The organism is Massilia sp. UMI-21, assembly GCA_015277795.1.
Taxonomy (GTDB): Bacteria; Pseudomonadota; Gammaproteobacteria; order Burkholderiales; family Burkholderiaceae_D; genus Telluria.
This window is the reverse complement of record CP063848.1, coordinates 1,811,383-1,826,510: the sequence shown is the minus strand read 5'-3', so window position 1 is coordinate 1,826,510 and position 15,128 is coordinate 1,811,383. Positions and strand designations below refer to the sequence as shown.

At 66.3% G+C, this 15,128-nt stretch carries 11 protein-coding genes, 1 tRNA gene and 1 pseudogene; all 13 read right to left on the bottom strand.

The window, feature by feature from the left end; all coding sequences use genetic code 11:
- Positions 1-47: 47 nt before the first annotated feature.
- Positions 48-1,454, bottom strand: coding sequence for a chain length determinant protein EpsF (gene epsF / locus IM543_08140; GenBank protein QOY95791.1), 1,407 nt, complete (start codon positions 1,452-1,454; stop codon positions 48-50).
- Between the two features lie 189 nt (positions 1,455-1,643).
- The gene (gene epsE, locus IM543_08135; GenBank protein ID QOY95790.1) at positions 1,644-2,432 is read right to left on the bottom strand and encodes a polysaccharide export protein EpsE; all 789 of its coding nucleotides are present in this window, start codon (positions 2,430-2,432) and stop codon (positions 1,644-1,646) included.
- A gap of 59 nt (positions 2,433-2,491) precedes the next feature.
- Entirely contained in the window at positions 2,492-3,547 is a 1,056-nt protein-coding gene (gene epsD / locus IM543_08130; protein QOY95789.1) for a peptidyl-prolyl cis-trans isomerase, EpsD family, read from the bottom strand.
- Positions 3,548-3,809: 262 nt separating this feature from the next.
- Positions 3,810-4,763 (bottom strand): annotated as a pseudogene (locus IM543_08125) (GDP-L-fucose synthase).
- Positions 4,764-4,768: 5 nt separating this feature from the next.
- Complete coding sequence (gene gmd / locus IM543_08120) at positions 4,769-5,884, bottom strand: GDP-mannose 4,6-dehydratase (protein ID QOY95788.1); 1,116 nt, start codon at positions 5,882-5,884, stop codon at positions 4,769-4,771.
- Between the two features lie 306 nt (positions 5,885-6,190).
- Positions 6,191-7,573, bottom strand: a complete 1,383-nt coding sequence (locus IM543_08115; protein ID QOY95787.1) for an undecaprenyl-phosphate glucose phosphotransferase — start codon at positions 7,571-7,573, stop codon at positions 6,191-6,193.
- 27 nt (positions 7,574-7,600) lie between these two features.
- The gene (locus IM543_08110) at positions 7,601-8,794 is read right to left on the bottom strand and encodes an outer membrane beta-barrel protein (protein QOY96579.1); all 1,194 of its coding nucleotides are present in this window, start codon (positions 8,792-8,794) and stop codon (positions 7,601-7,603) included.
- 82 nt (positions 8,795-8,876) lie between these two features.
- Positions 8,877-9,617, bottom strand: a complete 741-nt coding sequence (locus IM543_08105) for a CAAX prenyl protease-related protein (protein QOY95786.1) — start codon at positions 9,615-9,617, stop codon at positions 8,877-8,879.
- 41 nt (positions 9,618-9,658) lie between these two features.
- On the bottom strand, positions 9,659-11,605 hold the full coding sequence (locus IM543_08100) for an ATP-binding cassette domain-containing protein (protein QOY95785.1): 1,947 nt from the start codon (positions 11,603-11,605) through the stop codon (positions 9,659-9,661).
- A gap of 181 nt (positions 11,606-11,786) precedes the next feature.
- A tRNA-Arg gene (locus IM543_08095) sits at positions 11,787-11,861 on the bottom strand.
- A 216-nt stretch (positions 11,862-12,077) separates the two neighbouring features.
- Entirely contained in the window at positions 12,078-12,593 is a 516-nt protein-coding gene (locus IM543_08090; protein QOY95784.1) for a MarR family transcriptional regulator, read from the bottom strand.
- Positions 12,594-12,601: 8 nt separating this feature from the next.
- Complete coding sequence (locus tag IM543_08085; protein ID QOY95783.1) at positions 12,602-14,242, bottom strand: AMP-binding protein; 1,641 nt, start codon at positions 14,240-14,242, stop codon at positions 12,602-12,604.
- 115 nt (positions 14,243-14,357) lie between these two features.
- A complete protein-coding gene (locus IM543_08080; protein ID QOY95782.1) occupies positions 14,358-15,053 on the bottom strand; it encodes a response regulator in 696 nt (231 codons plus the stop codon).
- Between the last annotated feature and the right edge of the window lie 75 nt (positions 15,054-15,128).

Below are 15,128 nucleotides of genomic sequence, written 5' to 3'. Positions count from 1 at the left end.
GCCTGCCTGGCGGCGCTTGCGCCGCGCGCCTCGTGAGCGCGCGGCCCTCAGTTCAGCCGGAGCAGACGGCGCGGGGCCATCAGCGCGCGGATGCCCTTGCCGCGCGGCCGCTTCATGCGCCACTCGATGGTGCCGAGCACCGGAATGCCGAGCATGTCCTTGACATCGCCGCTCGAGCGCACCGGGCGGTTGATCAGCTCCAGCAGCAGGGCCAGGCCGACGCCGAGGATGGTGCCCAGCAGGATCGATACCAGGGTATTGAGCAGCACGCGCGGGCCGGACGGCGCGGTGGGCGGCACCGCCGGATTCAGGATCGAGATGTCGGATTGCTCGGACTGGGCCTCGATGCGGGTCTGCGAGAAGCGGTTGCTGACGGCGTCGAAGGCGCGCTGGGCGCTGTCGAGGTCCTTCAGCATCACGCCGAGTTCGTCGCGGGTGCGGTTCAGCTCGAGCACGCGGGTCTTCTGGGCGGCCAGGGCGGCGCGCAGCTCGGCCTCGCGCTGGCGGTAGACCTGGGCGTTGGCGCCGACGCTCTTCGACACGCTGCCCAGGGCGGCGTTCAGTTCGGCGCGCATCTTGCCCACCTCGGCCTGAGCCGACTGGTAGGCCGGGTGGTTGCGGCCGTAGCGCGAAGCGGCCTCGGCCAGCTTGGCCTCGGCGCTCGCCAGGCTCACGCGCAGGCTCTGCACCAGGGCGTTGTTGGCGACGTCGGGCGAGCCCACGCCAGTGGCCATGCGCTCGCGCGAGCTGGCTTCCATGGCCTGGGTCTGGGCCGCGACCAGCTGGCCCGACAGGTCGTTCAGGCGCGACAGTTCGACGTCGACCCGGTTGTTGTCGAGGCTGACGATGCCCTTCTCTTGCTGGTACTTCGACAGGCGCGCCTGCGCGGCTTCCAGATTGTCGCGCAGCTGCTTGGTCTGTTCGTTGAAGTAGGACGATGCCTTCTTGGCAGGCTCGGTCTTGAGCTGGACGCTGATCTTCTGGTATTCGTCGGCGAAGGCGTTGGCGACGGCCGCGGCGAAGGTCGGGTCGGCGCCCTTGAAGCTGATCTCGACCACGCTCGACTCGCGCGACGGCATGATCTCGAGTTTCTTGAGCAGCAGGTCGGCCAGCCAGTCGCGCACCGTGCCCTTGCCTTCGCTGGCCTCGCGCCACTGGGCCTGCACGACCGGGCTCGACGCCAGGCGCAGCGCATCGACCACGCGCAGCGCCACGTTCTTGCTGCTGATGATGTCGATCTGGGTCGCCATATAGCCCGGCATCAGGTTGCCCGGCATGGTCAGCCCGCTCACCGGGTCCACGCCCTTGTAGTTCAGGAGCACGGATGCGGTTGCCTTGTAGGTCTTCTGCTGCATCAGGCTCCAGCCCAGCGCGAGCAGGACCGTGACCAGCAGGGTCGACAGGATGATCTTCTTCCTGGCAAGAAGGATCAGCAGGAATTGATGAACGTTCATGGCCTTACCTTTGCATCAGATGCCTTTGACAGCGGGTGGACAAAACGGGCGAATCGGGTGTGTCTTCGATACAAACGCTTTTTACGAGGGATCAACAGCGACAAACCGATGGGTGCCGAGAAACCGTAGCGCGCCGAAGCGCTGGCGCTCGAGAAGCGCGCCGGCGCGCAGCAGGTTTATCGGCATCGATCAGAACCAGCTTTCACGGACGATGATGACATCGTCGACCTGGACCGGATCGCTGGCCTTGACATTGATCGTCACCGGGTTGCCGCTGGCATCCTTGCGGGTGATCTTCATGCCGCTATCGCTGCCACGCATGTTCAGGCCGCCGCCGGCCGAGACGGCCTGCTGGACGGTCATGCCGCGCTCGAGACGGAACGGCCCCGGACGCTGGACTTCGCCGGTGACGTAGGCACGCGGGGCGCGCTCGACATAGATGATGTCGCCGCCGGCCACTTCGTAATCCTTGTTCAGCTCGCCATTGCGGACCATCGCGACGACGTCGATGGTCTCGCGGGTGGTGTTGCCGTCGCGGGTGCGCACCAAGCTGATGATGTCGCCGCCCTCGCCGTGGATGCCGCCGGCCATCGCCAGCAGGTCGAGCACCTTGCGGCGTCCTTCGACCGCATAGCGGCCCGGACGGTTCACATAGCCCAGCACCGAGACCTGCTGGCTGGCCAGCGTGGTCACCAGCATGTTGACCTGGGCCTTCTTGAGGTAACCGCCCTTCTCCAGCATGTCGCCGATCTTCTTCTCGGCCGCCGCCACCGACAGGCCGCCGACCGGCACCTGGCCCAGCAGCGGGAAGGTGATGTTGCCGCTTTCGCTGACGCGGGTCTCGAGCGAGAGGTCGGGGCTGCCGTAGACGGACAGCTTGACCACGTCGCCCGGTCCGAGCAGTACCTCGGCGGCGCCGGCGACGCCCATGCTCAACACGAGCGCAGCGGCCATCATCCACTTGACGAATCGTTTCATGATTGCTCCTTCAATTCCTGTTATTGCTGTTGGTTGGTGGGAACGATGCATCACGCCGCTTATTTCAGGCCCGCCACGCCACGGTCGAGCGCGGCCTTGTCGGCGGCGGCGCCGGCTGCGGGAGCGACCGAGGCGGTGCCGGCCGGCGCTTGCGCCGCGGTTCCGGCCACCGCGGTCGCGGCCGGATCCGGCGCGCCCGGCGGCGTGACGGCGGCCGGCGCGGCCGGGGCGTTCGGGTCCGGCGCGTAGTCCTTGTTCAGGTAAGCAATCTTGGCAGTGCCGCGCAGGCGCTGGATTTCGGCGGCGGCCAGCTCCTTGTTCTTCTTGTTCATCAGGTACTGGGCGATCTGCGGGCTGGCCACGTCCAGGGTGACCGGCGCATCGCGTACTTCGGCGATCGAGATCAGCATCGCACGGTCGCCTTCCTTGACGGCGAACAGCTGGCCCTTGGGCATCGACAGCAGCTTGCCCGAGAGCTGGGGATTCAGGTCGGCGGTGCTGCGGGTAACCTGGGCACGACCGTACTTGATATTGCGCGCGTCGAGGAACACGGCGACTTCTTCCAGCGACTTGGCGTTGTCGGCGGCGGCGCGCACTTCCGGGGTGAGGTCGTTCGCCGCGATGATCAGCTCGTTCATGGCGAACTGCTTGCGGTTGGAGAAGAACTGCGGGTTCTTGTTGAAGTAGTCTTCCACCTCGGCCGGCGTCGGACGGGCCGGCTCGCCCATGCGCTTCTGCATGTAGGCCTGGGCGATGATCAGCGAGCGCGCGCGCTCGATGGCCTGCATCACTTTCGGGTCACGGTCGATTTTTTCCTTGGCGGCCTCGCCTTCCAGCAGTTCGCGGTCGATCAGGGCCTGCAGCACCTGCTTGCTGGCCGTCTTCTGCTGCTGCGCGCCGACGCCCAGGCGCTGCAATTCCTCGTTCAGTTGCAGCACGGTGATTTCTTCACCGTTGACGCTGGCCAGGGCCTGGCCCGGCTTCGTTTCCTTGGGGGCATCATCCTTGCTGCAACCGGCCAGGGTCGCGGCGCACAGCACCAGGGCTGCCGCGGACAGCAGGCGCCTGGGGCTTGGGAAAGAGGTTTGATTGGCTGCCAAATGGAAGGTTTTCAAGATAGTTTCCTCGACGTTGGTTAGCGGGCACGCCCGCCACTGATTCCTCTGCTTATGCGTGACCCGCTCCGGAACCCGGTACTGAATCAGGACTCATCCATTCTGGGTTCCATACGATTCCTTCTCTGTTCGTCAATTAACATTCTGCTACCGCGCCGGCATGGCCGGACGTGCGGCATCCTCATGCCGCCACCCGCGCCGCCGCGCCCGGCGCGCGACCGAGCAGTTCGGCCGGCACGTCCTGCGCACCGGCCTCCTCCGCCTTCTGCTGGGCCACGAAGGCCTCGTAGGCGCGGCGCAGGCCTTCGTGCAGCGGCGTGCTGGCGCGCCAGCCGAGCGCGGCAAGCTTGGACACGTCGAGCAGCTTGCGCGGCGTGCCGTCCGGCTTGCCGGCATCGAACACGATCTGGCCGCGGTAGCCGACGGTATCGCCCACCAGCCGCGCGAGTTCGGCGATCGTGACGTCCTGGCCGGTGCCGACGTTGATGTGCGAATGCATGGGATCGGTATTCGCCGCGTACACCTCGTGCGCCAGGTTCATCACGTAGACGCTGGCGGCCGCCATGTCGTCCACGTACAGGAACTCGCGCATCGGCTTGCCGCTGCCCCAGATCACGACTTCCGGCGCACCGTTCTCGCGTGCCTCGTGGAAGCGGCGCAGCAGGGCCGGGATCACGTGGCTGTTTTCCGGATGGTAGTTGTCGCCCGGACCGTACAGGTTGGTCGGCATCACGCTGCGGTAATCGGTGCCGTACTGGCGGTTGTAGCTCTCGCACAGCTTGATGCCGGCGATCTTGGCCATCGCATAGGGTTCGTTGGTCGGTTCCAGGATGCCGTTCATCAGGTACTCCTCGCGGATCGGCTGGGCCGCCAGGCGGGGATAGATACAGGAGGAGCCGAGGAACAGCAGCTTGTCGACGCCGGCGCGCCAGGCCTCGTGGACCACGTTGGCCTGCACCATCATGTTGTCGTAGATGAACTCGGCCGGATAGCTGTTGTTGGCATGGATGCCGCCCACCTTGGCCGCGGCCAGGTAGACCTGGTCGATGTGCTCGGTCCGGAAGAACTCGCGGACCTGGGCCTGGTCGGTCAGTTCCAGCTCATGGTGGGTACGGGTGACGATGTTGGTGTGGCCCTGGGCGCGCAGGACGCGCACGATGGCCGAGCCGACCAGGCCACGATGGCCGGCGACATAGATGCGAGGCTGATTATTCAACACATTTACTCCAGTGAAAGTGCGACGTTGTAGCCATGCGATGCGAGCAGCTTGTGGCGGCGCGCCTTATCGAGGTCATGCGCCACCATCTCCTGCACCATCGCTTCGAAACTGGTCGTCGGCTCCCAGCCGAGGCGCTCGCGCGCACGGCGCGGGTCGCCCAGCAGGGTCTCGACCTCGGTCGGACGGAAATACTGCGGATCCACCGCCACGATCGGCTGGCCGACCGCCACGCCCGGCGCCTTCTCGCCATGCACGGCGGCCACCAGGCCGCGTTCCTCGACGCCCTGCCCCTGCCACGCGATCTCGATGCCGAGTTCGCGCGCGGCCACGTCGACGAAGTCGCGCACCGCGTACTGGCGCCCGGTGGCGATCACGAAGTCTTCGGGCTTTTCCTGCTGCAGCATCAGCCATTGCATCTGGACGTAGTCGCGCGCATGGCCCCAGTCGCGCAGCGCGTCCAGGTTGCCCAGGAAGAGCCGCGATTCCAGGCCCTGGGCGATATTCGCCAGCGCCCGGGTGATCTTGCGGGTGACGAAGGTCTCGCCGCGGCGCGGCGATTCGTGGTTGAACAGGATGCCGTTGCAGGCGTACATGCCGTAGGCCTCGCGGTAGTTCACGGTGATCCAGTAGGCGTACAGCTTGGCCACCGCATACGGGCTGCGCGGATAGAAGGGCGTGGTCTCGCGCTGGGGACTTTCCTGCACCAGTCCATACAGCTCGGAGGTCGAGGCCTGGTAGAAGCGGGTCTTCTTCTCCAGCCCCAGGAAGCGGATCGCTTCCAGCAGGCGCAGGGTGCCGATGCCGTCGACGTCGGCGGTGTATTCGGGAGACTCGAACGAGACCGCCACATGGCTCATCGCGCCCAGGTTGTAGACCTCGTCGGGCTGCACCTGCTGCAGGATGCGGGTCAGGTTCGAGGTATCGCTGAGGTCGCCGTAGTGGAGGAAGAAGCGCGGATCGTCGGCGTGCGGATCCTGGTAGATGTGATCGATGCGCCCGGTATTGAACAGGGAGGCGCGGCGCTTGATGCCGTGCACCTCGTAGCCCTTCTCGAGCAGCAGTTCCGCCAGGTAGGAACCATCCTGGCCGGTGACGCCGGTGATCAGTGCTTTCTTCATATAATTTTCCTATGCGAAACCAGACATGACAGCGGCCACGGCAGTTGCAAACTCATCAACAATTCTACGCAGCTGGCATGGTCATGCAAGCAAGATCCCAATCGTGCGCGCGGCTTTTAAGTTGACTTTAAGCGAATTGTTTCCAATTCGAACTTAAAGTATGTTCGCCAGTAAATAAAAGCATATTGTGCGCAGTTAATTACTTTTAGTGGAGCACGGCTCGCACGGCACCCTGCTGTTCGATGCGCGCGGCAAGGCCGGGTTCCATCGGGCGGCGGCCCGCGCCCGCACCCTGCGCAGCGGCGCTCAGTGCGCGTTCTCGCGGGTCAGCACGACCTTCACGGTCTTCACCAGGATCCACAGGTCGAGCCACAGCGACCAGTTGCGCAGGTAATCGAGGTCGCACTGGATCCGCGCTTCCATCTTGTCGAGCGTGGCCGTCTCGCCGCGCAGGCCATTTACCTGGGCCCAACCGGTAATCCCCGGGCGCACCTTGTGGCGCAGCATGTAGCCCTTGATCAGCTTGCGGTATTGCTCGTTATGGGCGACCGCGTGCGGCCGCGGCCCGACCAGGCTCATGCGCCCCTGCAGCACATTGATAAACTGCGGCAGCTCGTCGAGCGAGGTGCGGCGCAGGAAGCCTCCGATCTTCGTCACGCGCTGGTCGTCCTTGCGGGCCTGCACCACGTTCGCCCCGTCCTCGGTGACCGTCATCGAACGGAACTTGTAGACGAAGATTTCTTCGCCATACAGGCCATAGCGGCGCTGGCGGAAGATCGCCGGCCCCTTCGATGTCAGCTTCACGGCGAGCGCGATCACCAGCATCAGCGGTGCCAGCAGCACCAGGATGACACTGCCGATCAGGACGTCGCTGCCGCGCTTGATCACGCTGTTCCAGCCCATGAACGGGGTCTCGCTGATGGCGATCACCGGCATCCCGCCCACGGTATCGAAGCGTGCCTGCATCAGGTCGAACACATACACGTCGGGCAGGAAGTAGACCGAGGCGGTGGTGTCCTTGAGTTCGTCGATCAGCTTGCGGATGCGCGGCTGGGCCGAGATCGGCTGGCTGATGAAGATCATCTTGATGTTGTGCTTGCGCACGTAGTGGCAGACATCGGCCATGCCGCCCAGCACCGGATGCGCGATGTTGGCCGGCCTGCGCTCCTCGCCGCGGTCCTCGAAGAAGCCGCAGACTTCCATGAACAGGTTCGGGTGGCGCTCGCAGACGCCGGCGAACTTGATGCCGACATCGTTGACGCCGACCACCACGATCGAGCGCACTTCGCGCTTGCGGTCGCGGCTGCCGGTGGCCTTGCGCACCGCCAGGTGGCTGACCAGGATCGTCACCGGCGTGGCGACGAACCAGGCCAGCAGCACGCGTTCGTCGTAGAAGTATTTTAGGCCGCTGGCCGAGCCCAGGAAGTACAGTACGGCAATGGTCAGGCACCAGCCGAACACGGTGTCGCGCGCATACGCCAGCATGCGGCCGCTGCGCCAGGTGCGGTAGGGATCGACGTGCTGGTACACCGAAGTGGAGATGAAGAAGGCCAGGATCATCAGCACCAGCGAGTAGCCGGAAAACGGTTCACCGTAGTACAGGGTCGCCAGGTACAGGGTCCCCATGATGATCAGGGGATCGAGTACGCGCTGGAAAAACGAGATGATCGGGATGTCATTGACCGTCATGGTTCACTTCAGGAGTCCTGCAATGCTTCAGAACAGCACGTTCGCGTTCACCATGACGGTGTTGGCGTCGAATTTGCCCAGGTTGAGCGATTGCGAGCCGCTGCGCGCCTGGTGCTGCCAGCCCGCCGACACCGCGACCTTGCGTCTGAGCTGCCAGGTGGCGCGCAGGCTCGCGGTCTTGAGCGAGTCTTCCAGCGAGTCCGAGCCGTCGAAGGCGCGCCGTGCGTTGTAGGCGCGCTGCTCGTAGGCGGCGCTGGCGTCGACCTTGATCTTGCCGGTGGCCTGCCAGCTGGCGCCGATGCTGGCGCCGCGGTTCAGGGTATAGCTGACGATCGTGCTCTCGATCGGCGCGAATTCGCGCCACACCGAGGCCTGGTAGGTGATCTTGCCGCGCGGCTGGTAGCTGGCGTTCAGGCGGCCGTTGAAGCCGCTGGTCTTGCCCTCGCCGAACGACGGCTGCTCGCGCCGCACGTAGCCGCCCAGGGCCTGCAGCGTGGTCGAGCCGCTGGCGTACCAGTTGACGCGCACCTTCAGCTCGTCCTGGGTGAAGTCGTCGACCAGCACGCCGCTGGTCACCGGACGCCGGAACGGATATTCGCCCTTGACCCGGCGCGCCACCAGGCCCACCGAACTGCCGCTGCGTGGCCGGTACAGCAGCTCGGCCTCCACGGCCTTCTCGGTGCGGTTGTTGTAGCGCTGGCGCAGCAGCTCGTATTCGTAGCGCTCGCGGGTGAAGCCGGTGCGCAGCTTCCAGCTCGGGTGCAGTTTCCAGCCCGCATCGACCCACTGGCGGCGCCGTTCGCGCACGTTGCGCTCGTCGCTGAAGAAGTCGGTGTACGGCGCCAGCGTGCGGTCGTAGAGCGTGCCGGCCTGCCCTTCGAACTTGTTGCCCAGCTCCCAGAACCAGGTGGCCTGCAGGTCGCGGCCGTCGTAGTCGAGCTGCTTGAAGTAGTCGAAATTGACTTTCGAGACCTTGGCCACCACCGCCACGCGCTGGCGGCTGATGCGCTTGTTGTAGACCACGCCGGCATCGAGCTGGCGCCAGCGGTCGCTGCGCTTGCCGCCGAAGGCGGGACGGTTGTCCGGCACGCGCAGCAGGTTGTCGTCGTAGCCCCAGCCGATGCCGCCGTACAGCTTCAGGCTTTCTTCCTGCTGCGCACTGTTCTGTGCGGCAGCCTGGTGGAGCGGGAGGAGGAACAGTGCGCCGACCAGGGCGGCGATCGGGCGGAGGGTGTGGCGGCGTAAGGGCGTCATGTTGTTCGTCTTTTCTGAAGTCATTGCGCGTATGAAGGCTGCGTGCGGATTACCAGAAGGCCCAGCTGCCGGTGGCGACCACCCAGGCCCCGAGCAGGCCATTGGTGACAGCGTGGGCGATCACCGCGGACCAGAGATTGCGGTGCCGCATGTACAAGAGGCTATAGGCGACGCCGGCCACGATGCCGGCCAGCCACAGGTTGTGCTCGAAACCAAACAGGACGACCGACACCAGGAAGCCCCGGATGCCCACGCGCGCCGGCGCCAGCGCCTCGAAGTCGGCGGCATCGACCCAGCGCATGACGAAGGAGCGCCAGAACAGTTCTTCCATGACGGGCACGACCAGGGCCGCGCCGGCGATGCGGATGGCAACCAGGAGCCAGTCGAGCTCGCCGTTGGTGCGCGGGTCGTAGCCGGGGCTCGATCCGACCGTCATCCAGGGGGCGTCGAGATTGATCCAGAGAACCAGCACCAGGACGCCGACCGCCACCGACACCAGCAGTTGCAGCGTCCCCGGGAGCGGCATGCGCAGCTCGTGGTAGCGGCGCCAGGAAACTGCGAGCAGCAGCGCGACCACGCCGATCTGCGCCGGGTACAGCCAGCGCAACTCGGCACGGGACATGCCCGTGCGCTCGAGCATGTCGCCGAGGATGATGAAGAAGATGTAGGCGCCGAATGGCAGGATCCGCGCCCAGGCGGCGCGGCTGAAGAGGGGTGCGTCGACCGATCGAGCGGCAGGTGGCGATGGAGCGGAAGGTGGAGCAAAGCTCGGTTCGTTATGCTCGGTCATGTCCTTGTATCGCAGGCGCCTGGCCTGCCCCGTTCGTTACGCTACTCGCCTCTTGCTCGGGCTTCGATGCGCTCCCAGCGTTCGAGGGCGTCGAGCAGCAGGTCGTCGATCTCGGCGTGGCGCTCGCTCAGGCGGCGCGCGTCGCCGGGATTCTGCTTGTAGAAGTCGGGCGAATTCAGCTGGGCCGTAATCGCGGACTGCTCATCCTCAAGAGTGGCGATCAGCTGGGGAAGTTCCTCCAGCTCGCGCTGCTCCTTGTAGCTCAACTTTACCTTTTTACCAGACCCGCTCTGTGCGGTAGATGACATTTCACCAGCTTTGGCCGAGCCCTGGCCCGGCGCGGCCTCGGACCTGGCGGCGCTGGCGGCCGCCTTTTGCGCAGCGGCCGGCTCGCTGGCGCGCACGCGTTCCCAGTCGCTGTAGCCGCCCACGTATTCGCGCCACAGGCCCTGGCCTTCGGCCACGATCACCTGGGTGACGACGTTATCGAGGAAGGTCCGGTCGTGGCTGACCAGGAACACCGTACCGGTGTATTCCTCGAGCAACTCCTCGAGCAGCTCCAGGGTTTCGATGTCGAGGTCGTTGGTCGGTTCGTCCAGCACCAGGCAGTTGGCCGGCTTGGCGAACAGGCGCGCCAGCAGCAGGCGGTTGCGCTCGCCACCCGAGAGCGATTTCACGGGTGAGCGCGCACGCTCCGGCGCAAACAGGAAATCGTTGAGGTAGGTCATCACATGCTTCTTCTGACCATTGATCTCGACCCAGTCGCTGCCCGGCGAGATGGTGTCCGCCAGACTCGCCTCTTCGTTGAGCTGGGCGCGCATCTGGTCGAAATAGGCCACGTTCAGGCGAGTGCCGAGCTTGACCGTGCCGCTGTCGGCGGTCTCGTCGCCCAGGATGATCTTGAGCAAGGTGGTCTTGCCGGCGCCGTTCGCGCCGATCAGGCCGACCTTGTCGCCGCGCATGATCGTGCCGGTGAAGTTGCTAACGATAACTTTTTCACCGTAGGATTTGGAGATGTTTTCCATGTCGGCGACGATCTTGCCCGAGCGTTCGCCGGTGCCGACGTCGAGGCGGACCGTGCCCTGCTGATCGCGGCGCGCGGCGCGCTGCAGGCGCAGCGCCTCCAGACGGCGCACCCGGCCCTCGTCGCGGGTACGGCGCGCCTGCACGCCCTTGCGGATCCAGACCTCTTCCTGCGCCAGGAACTTGTCGAACTTGGCATTCTCGACTTCCTCGTTGGCCAGCAGCTCGCGCTTGCGTTCCTGGTAGGTCGAGAAGTTGCCCGGGAAGGACAGCAGGCGGCCGCGGTCGAGCTCGATGATGCGGGTGGCGACATTGTCGAGGAAGCTGCGGTCGTGGGTGATGAACAGCACCGAGCCGGTGTAGGCGCGCAGCAGGCCCTCGAGCCACTTGATCGAACTGAAGTCCAGGTGGTTGGTGGGCTCGTCCAGCAGCAGCACGTCGGGCGCCGAGACCAGGGCGACCGCGAGCGCCACGCGCTTTTGCATACCGCCCGACAGGGTGCCCATCTTCGCCTCGCGGTTCAGGCCGAGGCGGTCGAGCGTGGTGTCGACCTTGTGCGCCAGGTTCCAGCCGTCGACGGCATCGAGCTTGAGCTGGAGCTCGTGCATCCGCTCCATCAGGGCCTCGTCGTCATCGCCGCCGAACTGGCCGGTGAGCGCTTCGTACTCGGCCAGCATCGCCTGCTGCTCGCCCATGCCGGCCGCGACCGCATCGAACACGCTCGCTTCCGGATCGAACACCGGTTCCTGCTCGACGTAGGCGATCTTGACGCCCTGCTGCATCACCAGCAGGCCGTCGTCGAGCCGGGCGCGGCCCGAAATGATTTTCAGCAGCGAGGACTTGCCGGTGCCGTTGCGGCCGATCAGGCCGACGCGTTCGCCGACCTCCAGGGAAAAGTCAGCGTGGTCGAGCAGTGCGACGTGGCCGAAGGCCAGTTGCGCGGAAGAGAGGGAAATGACAGCCATGGTCCGTGGTCCGCCGGTCGCCGATGGAAGGCGCCGGCCGCAAAAGGTTGAATGAAACGCGCATTGTACCGACTGGCGCGCAAGGCCAGCAGTTTTGGCCGCCCGCCGCGCAAACGACGACAGCGGGCGCGCGTGCCGGCGGTATGTCTGGTAAGAAGGATTGCCCGGAGGGGCGAAGAAATGGTGTCGCCAGCAGGAATCGAACCTGCATCTAAGTCTTAGGAGGACCTTGTACTATCCATTGTACTATGGCGACACATCTGCCTGCCTGCGGCATCCGCAGCATGCAGTCACCTATTGTACCAGCGGTCTTGCCAAATCAGAACAGTGGCGCACATCCACGCTGTCTCGCGTTCCGCCGGAATATCTCGACGGCTTCGTGTCGGACTTTATTCCAGCGCAGGTTCATTATTGTTTTTGCAATACGTTCTACATTGCATTCGACAATTCCCCGGCACCGCGAACGCCCGCCTCATTTCGGCCCGGGCACCCGAAGCCGCTGCTTCATCGAGGCCAGCAGTGCGATCAGGCTGGCCTTGTCCTCGGCCGGGATGTCGGCCAGCATGTCGTCGAGCCAGCGCTCGTGCACGGCCGCCATCTCGCCGAAGGCGCTGCGGCCGGCCGGGGTCAGGCGCACCGCCCAGGCGCGCCGGTCTTGCGGATCGGGCACGCGCAGCACCAGCCCCTCGCGCTCGAGCTGGTCGGTAATGCCGGTGACGTTGCCGCCGGTGACCATCATGCGCCGGGACAGCTCGCCCATGCGCATGCCGTCGGGATGGCGCTCCAGCTGGGCCATCAGGTCGAAGCGAGGCAGCGTGATGCCGAAGCCGGCGCGCAGCCGGGTGCGGATCTCGTTCTCGATGCGCACGGTACACGACAGCATGCGCAGCCACAGCTTGAGCGACTGGTGGTGGTCCTGGGTCAAGCGGCTGGCCAGGTCGAGCCCGTCCTGCTCCCGCATTTGCTCACCGTCCTCCGGATCGGACATTTTTTTCCTCAGACCGCATCCATGCGTAATTTAAACCGTTGCAGTTTACCGGTTTCGGTGCGCGGCAGCTGTTCGCGAAAGCGCACCACCCGCGGATACTTGTAGGGCGCGATCTGCGCCTTGACGAATTCCTGCAGCGCCACGGCGGTCTCGCCGCCGGGCGCGACGCCCGGCTTGAGCACGACGTGGGCCTCGACCACCTGGCCGCGCTCCTCGTCGGCGCGCCCGACCACGCCGCACTCGGCCACCGCCGGGTGGCGCAGCAATGCTTCCTCGACTTCCGCGCCGGCGATGTTGTAGCCGGCCGAGATGATCATGTCGTCCAGCCGCGAGCGGTAGTAAAAATAGCCGTCGGCGTCCATCTCGTAGGCGTCGCCGGTGATGTTCCAGCCGTCCTGCACGTAGTTGCGCTGGCGCGGGTCGTCCAGGTAGCGGCAGCCGGTCGGCCCTTGCACCGCCAGGCGTCCCACCACGCCGGGCCCCAGCGCCTGCCCCTCCTCGTCGACGATGCGGGCCCGGTAGCCGGGCACCGGCTTGCCGGTCGCGCCCGGACGCACGTCGCTGCCGGCGGCCGAAATGAAGATATGCAGCATCTCGGTGGCCCCGATGCCATCGATCATGTCGAGCCCGGTGGCCGCCTTCCAGGCCTCGCGCGTGGCCACCGGCAGCGCTTCGCCGGCCGACACGCTGCGGCTCAGGCTGCGCAAATCGACGTCGGCCGCATGCTGGGCCATCTGGCGATAGAACGTGGGCGCAGTGAAGCACACCGTGGCGCGCTGCTCCTGGATCGCCGCCAGCAGGCGTTCCGGCGTGGGTTTTTCGATCAGCACGGCGCGCGCTCCCACCCGCAGCGGAAACAGCAGCAGCCCGCCCAGGCCGAAGGTGAAGGCCAGCGGCGGCGTGCCGGTGAAGACGTCGTCGATCCGCGCGCGCAACACATGGCGCGGGAAGCAGTCGCAGATCGCCAGCAGGTCGCGGTGGAAATGCATGGTGCCCTTGGGGACGCCGGTGGTGCCGGAGGTGAAACTGATCAGGCAGACGTCGTCGGCGGCCGTGTCGGCGGCAGCGAAGGGGGCCTCGTGGGCCGCCATGCGCGCTTCCAGCGACGCGTCCCCGGCCGCGCCCTGCGCATCGTCGAACAGCAGCAGCGGCAGCGCTTCGTGCGCCATCGCGTCGACCTCCGCGCGCAGTCCGGCCGCGCACAGGACGGCGCCGACGCGCGCGCGGTCGGCGATGGTGGCCAGTTCGCGCGCCCGCAGCAGCGGCATGGTCGGCACCGCGATGCAGCCGGCCTTGATCACGGCCAGGATGCAGGCCGCCATCATCGGACAGTTGGCGCCGCGCAGCAGCACGCGGCTGCCGGTCGCGAGCCGGAGGTCCTGGCGCAGCACGTGCGCGATGCGGTCGACCCGGGCACGCAGTTCGGCATAGCTGAGCCGCTCGCGGGCGCCGACCAGCGCCGAGCGTTCACCCCAGCCGCGCAGGCAGGCCGCATCGAGCAGCTCGGCCACGCTGTTCAGGCGCGGCGGGTACTGCAGTTCGGGAAGGTCGAACAGGAATGCGGGCCACTCGTCCGGCGGCGGCAGGTTGGCGCGGGCGAAGCCGTCGGCGTAGCCGGACGGCGCAAGTGCTGCGGAAACGTCGGTCATGTGGGAGCCCCTGTGGAAATTCCGACCATGGTGCAAGCGAAACGCGCTGTACTTCGCGCTTTACTTTAAATCTAAAGTAATTTGCCGGCAAGAGAATTCGGGCGCGGCCTTGCGCTCAGCCCTGGATGCGCCCTTGCTGGCGCGCGACCGCGGCAAGCGCATGGGCGAGCGCCGCCTGGATCGCCGGTGCCCGGTCTTGCGTCTGGTCTTGCGCCTGGTCTTGCGCCTGCGCCGGCTCCTGCGCCGCGGCGCGCAGCCGCGCCGCGCTGTCCGCCAGCCCGAGCGTGGCGCAGCCCTCGGCCAGGCGCTCCAGCTGCGCGGCCCGTTCCGGCGCCGCCGCGGCTGCGGCGAGCTGGCGCTGCAGGCCGTCGAGATAGAGCAGCAGGCGCCCGGGCGCGACGCCCAGGCGCTGCGCCACCGCGGCCGGGTCTTCGTCGGGCTGCGCCAGGCGCGCGAGCTGGGCCCGCACCTGCCCCACCGCGAAGGGCTTGACGATGTAGCCGTCGGCGCCCAGGCGCCCGGCCTCGGCCAGGGTATCGGAATCGGAGGCCGCCGACACCAGCACGAAGGGCAAGCCGGCCAGCGCAGGATCATCGCGGGCGGCGCGCACCCGCGCCAGCAGCGCCATGCCGTCCAGGCGCGGCATGCGCAAGTCGCAGAACACGACGCCGGGACGCAGCCCGTCCGCCAGCGCACGCCAGGCGTCCTCGCCGTCCTCGGCCTCCACGATGTCGTAGCGTCCGCAGCCGTCGACCAGATGCATCAGCATCATGCGCGACACCACGTCGTCATCCACCACCAGCACTTTCATCGAGCCTGTGCTCCCATTCCCTGCGTCAATGTTGTCATTATATGTACAGTGCGGCCAGCATGCCGCACAAGCGGG

Excerpts from the sequence above, each read along its gene's own strand:
- epsE (QOY95790.1), bottom strand. The coding sequence starts at position 2,432 with ATGAAACGATTCGTCAAGTGGATGATGGCCGCTGCGCTCGTGTTGAGC.
- gmd (QOY95788.1), bottom strand. The coding sequence starts at position 5,884 with ATGAAGAAAGCACTGATCACCGGCGTCACCGGCCAGGATGGTTCCTAC.
- IM543_08090 (QOY95784.1), bottom strand. The coding sequence starts at position 12,593 with ATGTCCGATCCGGAGGACGGTGAGCAAATGCGGGAGCAGGACGGGCTC.
- IM543_08085 (QOY95783.1), bottom strand. The coding sequence starts at position 14,242 with ATGACCGACGTTTCCGCAGCACTTGCGCCGTCCGGCTACGCCGACGGC.
- IM543_08105 (QOY95786.1), bottom strand. The coding sequence starts at position 9,617 with ATGACCGAGCATAACGAACCGAGCTTTGCTCCACCTTCCGCTCCATCG.
- epsF (QOY95791.1), bottom strand. The coding sequence starts at position 1,454 with ATGAACGTTCATCAATTCCTGCTGATCCTTCTTGCCAGGAAGAAGATC.
- IM543_08080 (QOY95782.1), bottom strand. The coding sequence starts at position 15,053 with ATGAAAGTGCTGGTGGTGGATGACGACGTGGTGTCGCGCATGATGCTG.
- IM543_08100 (QOY95785.1), bottom strand. The coding sequence starts at position 11,605 with ATGGCTGTCATTTCCCTCTCTTCCGCGCAACTGGCCTTCGGCCACGTC.
- IM543_08115 (QOY95787.1), bottom strand. The coding sequence starts at position 7,573 with ATGACGGTCAATGACATCCCGATCATCTCGTTTTTCCAGCGCGTACTC.